The sequence below is a fragment of the Sphaerotilus sp. genome (genome assembly GCF_041083715.1).
GTDB lineage: Bacteria > Pseudomonadota > Gammaproteobacteria > Burkholderiales > Burkholderiaceae_C > Sphaerotilus.
This window is the reverse complement of record NZ_JBFPGY010000279.1, coordinates 1-7,152: the sequence shown is the minus strand read 5'-3', so window position 1 is coordinate 7,152 and position 7,152 is coordinate 1. Positions and strand designations below refer to the sequence as shown.

General features: G+C 69.0%; 8 protein-coding genes. 6 read left to right on the top strand and 2 right to left on the bottom strand.

Translation table 11 applies throughout. The features are described from left to right. The 4 genes from AB3X43_RS12715 to pcaF all read left to right on the top strand — a co-directional run. Nucleotides 1-432: enoyl-CoA hydratase-related protein (locus AB3X43_RS12715; RefSeq protein WP_369430222.1), on the top strand; the 432-nt coding region annotated here is incomplete at its 5' end. Nucleotides 433-434: 2 nt separating this feature from the next. Then, on the top strand, nucleotides 435-1,955 hold the full coding sequence (locus AB3X43_RS12710) for a 3-hydroxyacyl-CoA dehydrogenase (protein WP_473965120.1): 1,521 nt from the start codon (nucleotides 435-437) through the stop codon (nucleotides 1,953-1,955). A 10-nt stretch (nucleotides 1,956-1,965) separates the two neighbouring features. After that, entirely contained in the window at nucleotides 1,966-2,406 is a 441-nt protein-coding gene (locus AB3X43_RS12705) for a MaoC family dehydratase (protein WP_369430220.1), read from the top strand. An 18-nt stretch (nucleotides 2,407-2,424) separates the two neighbouring features. Further along, entirely contained in the window at nucleotides 2,425-3,627 is a 1,203-nt protein-coding gene (gene pcaF, locus AB3X43_RS12700) for a 3-oxoadipyl-CoA thiolase (RefSeq protein WP_369430219.1), read from the top strand. Nucleotides 3,628-3,670: 43 nt separating this feature from the next. On the opposite strand, the gene AB3X43_RS12695 is transcribed toward pcaF, so the two are convergent. Together AB3X43_RS12695 and AB3X43_RS12690 are read right to left on the bottom strand one after the other, a co-directional pair. Next, complete coding sequence (locus AB3X43_RS12695; protein ID WP_369430218.1) at nucleotides 3,671-5,638, bottom strand: methyl-accepting chemotaxis protein; 1,968 nt, start codon at nucleotides 5,636-5,638, stop codon at nucleotides 3,671-3,673. Between the two features lie 88 nt (nucleotides 5,639-5,726). Then, nucleotides 5,727-5,963 carry a SlyX family protein gene (locus AB3X43_RS12690; RefSeq protein ID WP_369430217.1) on the bottom strand — a complete coding sequence of 79 codons (237 nt, stop codon included), beginning with the start codon at nucleotides 5,961-5,963 and terminating at the stop codon, nucleotides 5,727-5,729. A 78-nt stretch (nucleotides 5,964-6,041) separates the two neighbouring features. Between AB3X43_RS12690 and AB3X43_RS12685 the strand changes: the two genes are divergently transcribed. Together AB3X43_RS12685 and AB3X43_RS12680 are read left to right on the top strand one after the other, a co-directional pair. Next, nucleotides 6,042-6,638, top strand: coding sequence for an Lcl C-terminal domain-containing protein (locus AB3X43_RS12685; protein ID WP_369430216.1), 597 nt, complete (start codon nucleotides 6,042-6,044; stop codon nucleotides 6,636-6,638). Nucleotides 6,639-6,673: 35 nt separating this feature from the next. Further along, nucleotides 6,674-7,152 (top strand): fumarylacetoacetate hydrolase family protein (locus AB3X43_RS12680; protein WP_369430215.1); only part of this gene is annotated, 479 nt, incomplete at its 3' end.

Below are 7,152 nucleotides of genomic sequence, written 5' to 3'. Positions count from 1 at the left end.
GCCTGCGACATCGCCATCGCGGCCGACAACGCCAGCTTCTCGGTCAGCGAAGCGAAGTTCGGCATCCTGCCCGCGGTCATCGGCCCCTATGTCACGAACGCGGTCGGCAAGCGCCAGGCGCTGCGGCTGGCACTGACCACCACGCGCATCGCCGCCGCCGAGGCGCTCGCCATCGGCCTGGTGCAGCAGGTGACGACGCTCGACGCGCTCGACGCCACGGTGGATGCGACCGTGGAGGAGCTGCTCGCCGGCAGCCCGAACGCACAGCGCGAGATCAAGACCCTCTTCGCGCAGCTCGACGTCGGCCCGATCACCCCCGAAGTCCGCGAGCTGACCGCGCAGACCATCAGCCGCGTGCGCGGCACCGACGAGGCACGCGAAGGCTTTGCCGCTTTCCTGGGCAAGCGGCCCGCGAACTGGATTCCACAATGACGATGACCTCGATTCCTCCGTTGAACCTCGCCCCGATGCTGGTCATCGGCGCCGGCATCATGGGCGCCGGCATTGCCCAGGTCGCCGCGCAGGCCGGCCACCCGGTGCTGCTGCACGACGCCCGCGCAGGTGCCGCCGCCGAGGCCAAGACCAAGCTTGCCAGGAGCCTGGACACGCTCGTCGCCAAGGGCAAGCTGGACGCCGACGCCGCCGCGCAGGCGCTGGCCCGCATCACCCCGGTCACGGCGATCGAGGAGGCCGCGCCCGTGCGGCTGGTGGTCGAGGCCATCGTCGAGAAGCTCGATGTCAAGCGGGCGCTGTTCCGGCAGCTGGAGGGCATCGTCGCCGCCGACTGCGTGCTGGCGACCAACACCTCGTCGATCTCGGTGACGGCCATCGCCAACGGCCTGGTGCACCCGGAGCGGCTGGTCGGCATGCATTTCTTCAATCCGGTGCCGCTGATGAAGCTGGTCGAGGTCGTCTCCGGCCTGCAGACGGCGCCAGCCGTGGCCGAGGCGATCTTCGCGCTGTCGAAGGTCTGGGGCAAGACGCCGGTCCACGCGAAGTCCACGCCCGGTTTCATCGTCAACCGCATCGCCCGGCCCTACTACGCCGAGACGCTGGCGCTGCTGCTGGAGCAGGCGGCGACACCTGCGGTGCTGGACGCCTGCCTGCGCGCGGCTGGCTTCCGCATGGGCCCGTGCGAGCTGATGGACCTGATCGGCCACGACACCAACTTCTCGGTGACGCAATCGGTCCATGAGGCGAACTTCTTCGACAAGCGCTTTGTGCCGTCGCTGGTGCAGCGCGAGATGGTGGATGGCGGGCTGCTGGGCCGCAAGTCGGGCCGCGGCTTCTACGCCTACCCGAACGATGGCACGGCGCTGCCGGTGGCCGTGCACGAGGCACCGACCACGGCGGGCGAGGTGACGGTGCACGGTGCCGGCCCGATCGCCGAGGCGCTGGAGCAGGCCGCCACCGCGGCGTTGTCGGCCCAAGGCTGGGGGCCGGCGCGGGTGACGGACAGCGGCTGGACCGGCCTGGAGATCGACGGCGCCCGCCTGATGCTGACCGACGGCCGCTGTGCCGCGCAGGTCGCTGCGGACACCGGCTGCCGCGATGTGGCCGTGTTTGACCGGCCTGTCGTGCTGCCGGTGGCGGCAGGTACCGCGCTGGCCTATGCGGTGGCTGGCGGTGCCTGCGCGGCGTGGCGCGGGCAGGCGGCGGCGTGGCTGGCCGCACTCGGCTTCGCGCCGCTGCCGCTGGTGGATGCACCGGGGCTGGTTGTCGCGCGCACGGTGGCGATGCTGGTCAACGAGGCGGCCGACGCGGTGCTGCAGGGTGTGTGCACGCCAGCGGGGGCGGACGCGGCGATGAAGCTTGGCGTCAATTACCCGGCAGGGCCGTTCGAGTGGCTCGCGCGCTGGAGCACGGGCGAGGTGATCGCGCTGCTGGACGCGCTGGACGCGCAGTACCGCGGCGAACGCTACCGGGTCAGCCCCTGGCTGCGCCGCGCAGCCTGAGCCCGACACCATGAAATACGCCGACTTCTTCCCCGGGCAGGTCATCGAGGCCGGCCCTTATCACGTCACCGAGGCCGAGGTGCTGCAGTTCGCCGGTGCCTACGACCCGCAGTGGTTCCACACCGACCCCGACGCTGCCGCGCAAGGCCCCTTCGGCGGCCTGATCGCCAGCGGCTGGCACACCTGCGGCATCGCGATGCGGCTGGTGGCGGACGCGGCGCTGGCCGGCTCGGAGTCCTTCGCCTCGCCCGGCCTGGCCTACCTGAAGTGGAAGCACCCGGTGCGTCCGGGCGACGCGCTGCGCGCCCGGGCGCTGGTGCTGGAGACGCGCCGATCGGCGCGCCAGCCGCACTTGGGGCTCCTGCGCTGGCGCTGGCAGCTCTTCAACCAGGCCGACACCGAGGTGCTCGACCTCGAAGCCACCAGCCTGTTCGACCTCAACCGCACCTGATCCGATCCGGACCCTGCCATGACCCATGCCTACATCTGCGACGCGATCCGCACCCCCTTCGGCCGCTACGGCGGCGCCCTCTCTGGCGTGCGTGCCGACGACCTCGGCGCGATCCCGATCCGGGCGCTGATGGCGCGCAATCCCGGTGTGGACTGGGCGGCGGTCACCGACGTGCTCTACGGTTGCGCCAACCAGGCCGGCGAGGACAACCGCAACGTGGCGCGCATGTCGGCGCTGTTGGCGGGGCTGCCGATGGAGGTGCCGGGCGCCACGATCAACCGCCTGTGCGGCTCGGGCATGGACGCGATCGGCTCGGCGGCACGGGCCATCCGCGCGGGCGAGGCCGGCCTGATGATCGCTGGCGGCGTGGAGAGCATGAGCCGCGCCCCGTTCGTCATGCCCAAGGCCGAGTCCGCCTTCAGCCGCAGCAACGCGGTGTACGACACCACGATTGGCTGGCGCTTCGTCAACCAGCGGATGAAGGCGCAGTACGGCGTGGACTCGATGCCGGAGACGGCTGAGAACGTGGCCACCGAGTTCCGCATCGAACGCGAGGCGCAGGACCGCATGGCGCTGCGCTCGCAGCAGAACGCGGTGAAGGCGCAGCAGGCGGGTGTCTTCGACAGCGAGATCACCCCGGTCAGCATCGCGCAGAAGAAGGGCGACCCGGTCCTCGTCACCAAGGACGAGCACCCGCGCGACACGAGCCTGGAGGCACTGGCGAAGCTCAAGGGCGTGGTGCGGCCGGACGGCACAGTGACGGCGGGCAATGCGTCGGGGGTCAACGATGGTGCGTGCGCGCTGCTGCTGGCCGACGAGGGCAGCGCCGCCCGCCACGGCCTGACGCCCCGTGCCCGCGTGGTGGGCATGGCAACGGCGGGACTTGCCCCGCGCATCATGGGCTTCGGTCCGGCGCCTGCGACCCGCAAGGTGCTGGCATTGACCGGGCTGACGCTGGCGCAGATGGACGTGATCGAGCTGAACGAGGCGTTCGCGGCGCAGGGGCTGGCGGTGCTGCGCGACCTGGGGCTGGCGGACGACGATGCGCGGGTGAATCCGAACGGCGGTGCGATCGCGCTGGGCCATCCCCTGGGCGCGAGTGGGGCGCGGCTGGTCACGACGGCGGTGAACCAGCTGCACCGGATCGGCGGACGTTACGCGCTGTGCACGATGTGCATCGGGGTGGGGCAGGGGATCGCGCTGATCGTCGAGCGGGTCTGAGCCGATTCGGTACCGGCGCCGGGCGTGCCGCTGCGCGGTCGGGTCAGTGCGCCACCAGTTTGAACTGGCTGACCTCGCTGCCGAGCTGCCGGGCTTGCTTGGCCAGCTGACCGGAGGCATGGCTGCTCTGCTCCACCAGCGTCGCGTTCTGCTGGGTGGCCTGGTCGAGTTCGCTCACGGCGGTGCTGATCTGCTGCAGGCTGTGGCGCTGGTGCTGGGCCGTTTCGGCGATGTCCTTGATCAGCTTGGAGACCTTGTCGGCATTGCCGACGATGTTCCGCATGATCTGGCCCGCATCCGTCACGACGGTGGTGCCGTTGTTGACCTGCGCGAGGCTGGAATGGACCAGCGCCTTGATTTCCTTTGCCGCGGCCGCCGAACGCCCGGACAGGGCCCGCACCTCGGACGCAACGACCGCGAAACCGCGGCCGTGGTCGCCAGCCCGCGAGGCCTCGACGGCGGCGTTGAGCGCCAGGATGTTGGTCTGGAAGGCGATGCCGTCAATGGTGCCGATGATCTCGCTGATCCGCACCGACGCGACGCGGATGTCTTCCATGGTCCGGACCACTTCGGCGATGACCTGTCCGCCATGCTCGGCCACCTTGGCGTTTTCCTGCACGCTGGCGGTGGCGACCTCCACGGTTCTGGCGGCCTGATCGGCCGTGCTGGCGATGTGGCCCATCGTCGCGGCTGTCTGCTGGAGGCTGACGGCGGACTGCTCGGTGCGGACCGACAGGTTGGCCGCCGCCGTGGCAATGTCGTCGCTCGACGTCTGGACCTGCGTGGCGCTGTCGATCACGACGCCCACAGTCCGCCGCAGGCTGGCCTGCATCTCGCGCAGGCTCATCATCAGCTGCGCGGCTTCATCGGTGCCCCAGGGGCGCGGTGCCGTGGTCAGGTTGCCTTTGCTGATTTCCTTCAGGTGGCCGGCCACCTCGTTGAGCCCGCCGGTCATCACCCGGTAGAACGCCAGCATCAGGTACAGCGCCATGGCCACGAACAGGGCGCTGATGCCCAGCTGCAGTGTCCGGGCGCTGCTCAGCCTGTCGATGCGCGCCTGGAGTCGGCGGTCGAGTTCTTCCAGAATCTGGCCGTTCAGCGTGTTCTGCTTGACCGCGATCGCGTCACCCAGCCGGGCGTAGGTCGAGATCTCCCCCTGGGGTTGCCCTTCCATGATCTGCTCGCGGACGGCTGACATGAAGGCATCGAAGGCGTCGTCCGTGCCCTTCATGTCGAACAGGTGGTCGGTTGGCGGGTCGCTGCCGATCCCGGCCTGGTAGGACGCCTCGACATCGTCATCCAGGATTTTCTGTACGGCCGTCCACTGCGTCATTTGCCTGTACCGCGTGGTGCCGGAGTCGGCGTTGGTCAGCATCAACTGGCCCATCGCGCTGATCTTGGCGGTGTTCTCCGTTTGCCGGGGGCCGCGCAGCACCGCCACGTTCATCATGTGGAAGGTGTCGAGATCCGGATCCAGGCTGAGCTGCGATCCGTCGGTGATGGTGGCGATCAGCTTCAGTGCGGCCAGGATCAAGTCGCTGTGGGCCTGGAAGGTGTCGTCCTGCGACGCGGCCACTGGGGTCTGTTGCAAGGCCTGTTGCTGCTGCTGGAAGACTTCATAGGTCTTCTGGTCGTTGAAGAGGGCGCCGGAGGCGTGGTGCTGGTGCGCGATCTGCTCGGTGGTGGCGCTCAGCCGCTGCTGCCATGCAGGCAGTTCGGCAGGAGTCAGGACGGCGGCATGGCGCCGGGCCTGCGCTTCCTGGATGAAGGCCAGGAGGGGCCGGAGATACACCAGCCCCTGGCGTTCCGACTGGGCGACCGCGATGGCCTGACCGCTGTCCGTCCAGATCAGCGTGAGACTGAACGTCAGCGGAATCAGGAAGACCAGTGCGATCACGGCGGCCTTGGCCTTGAAACTGGACTGTCGAAACCAGCGCACCCCGGGCGACATCCACCCGTGGTAACGAAAGAAGTCACTGAGCATTCCTGGAGCGGCTTGATCTTTTTTCATTTTGGACCCATCAGTTGGACGCCAGCGTAGTCGCGGGCGTCGGGTTCTGGTGGGCGGAAATGCTCCCCGCGGTGGTGGCTATTTCAGGTCAGTAATGTGGGGGCAATTCGTCGCGCAAGCTGCGAAAAGCAGGTACGCCACTGTCGGCACCGCTCTGCTGGCGCAACTGGCTGATCTCGCGGGCGAGTGCGTCGAGCTGCTGCTGCTGGCGGATGATGATCTGGTTCAGGTGGTCGACCAGGTCCTCGGTGAAGCTGGCCTTGATCTCGAGATCGGTCAGACGCTGGTCGAGGGCGTGGTGCTGGGGCGGCTGCGGATGTTCCATGGCGCCATTGGACGCCAGATCGGCCGCCGGATGCCGGAGGCCATTCAGCTTTCCGCCCGGGCGGTCGAATAGCCAGCCATGGTGTCCATTCCGCTCCCTTGCCGGCCGCTGCGCGTGCTGACCTTCGCCTTGCTTGCGGCCACCGTGCAGGCGGCCGCACCCATTCCGGCGGATGCGCCGGCCCTTGTTCTCGCCGACAACGGCGCGCAGATCCTGGACCCGTACACGGGCCTGGCGTGGTCGCGCTGCGTGGAGGGGATGCGCTGGAATGGCCGGACCTGCACCGGACAGCCGGTGCGCGTCAGCCATGCGCAGGCGCTGGCACTGGCGGTGTCCCGCAAGGACGCGGATGGATTTGCCTGGCGGCTGCCCCGGGTCACCGAACTGGAGCGGCTGGTCCACCGATCAGGCCCGACGCCAGGGCTGGACCCGGTGCTGTTTCCCGCCGCGCCCGCCGAGAGCCACTGGGCCATGACGGCCAGCATCGACACGAACATGGCGCCGGTCAACCAGTACAACTACGCCAACATCCTGCGCGGTCGCACCGACGAGAACACCACGCAGATGGCGTTCCTGCATGGCTGGGCCGTGAATCCGGCGACGGGCGAGGCGCGCGGCGACGTGCTCAAGCGCACCGAGCTGCCGGTGCGGCTGGTCTGGGCGCTGCAGAACTGACATCATCATCATCCGCACCTCAAGGAGCTGATTCGATGAGCCTCTACGCCTTCCCTCCCGAACCCCAGGTCACCGTCCCGGTGGCCGGCCGCGACACACTGTTCCCGGTGCGCCGCCTCTACTGCGTCGGTCGCAACTACGCCGCACACGCCCGCGAGATGGGCTTCGACCCGGACCGCGAGCCGCCGTTCTTCTTCTGCAAGCCCGACAACAGCATCGTGGTTGCGCCGCCGGGGCAGACCGTGGAGTTTCCCTACCCGTCGCAGTCGGCCAATGTCCACCATGAGATCGAACTGGTCGTGGCGATCGGGCGCGGCGGGCGCGACATCCCGGTCGAGCAGGCGCTGGCCCATGTCTACGGCTATGCCGTCGGGCTGGACATGACCCGGCGTGACCTGCAGTTCAAGATGCGCGACAAGGGCCGTCCATGGGAGCTGGGCAAGGCCTTCGACCACTCGGCGCCGATCGGGCGGATCCATGCCGCCGAAGACATCGGTCACCCGGCATCGGGCGC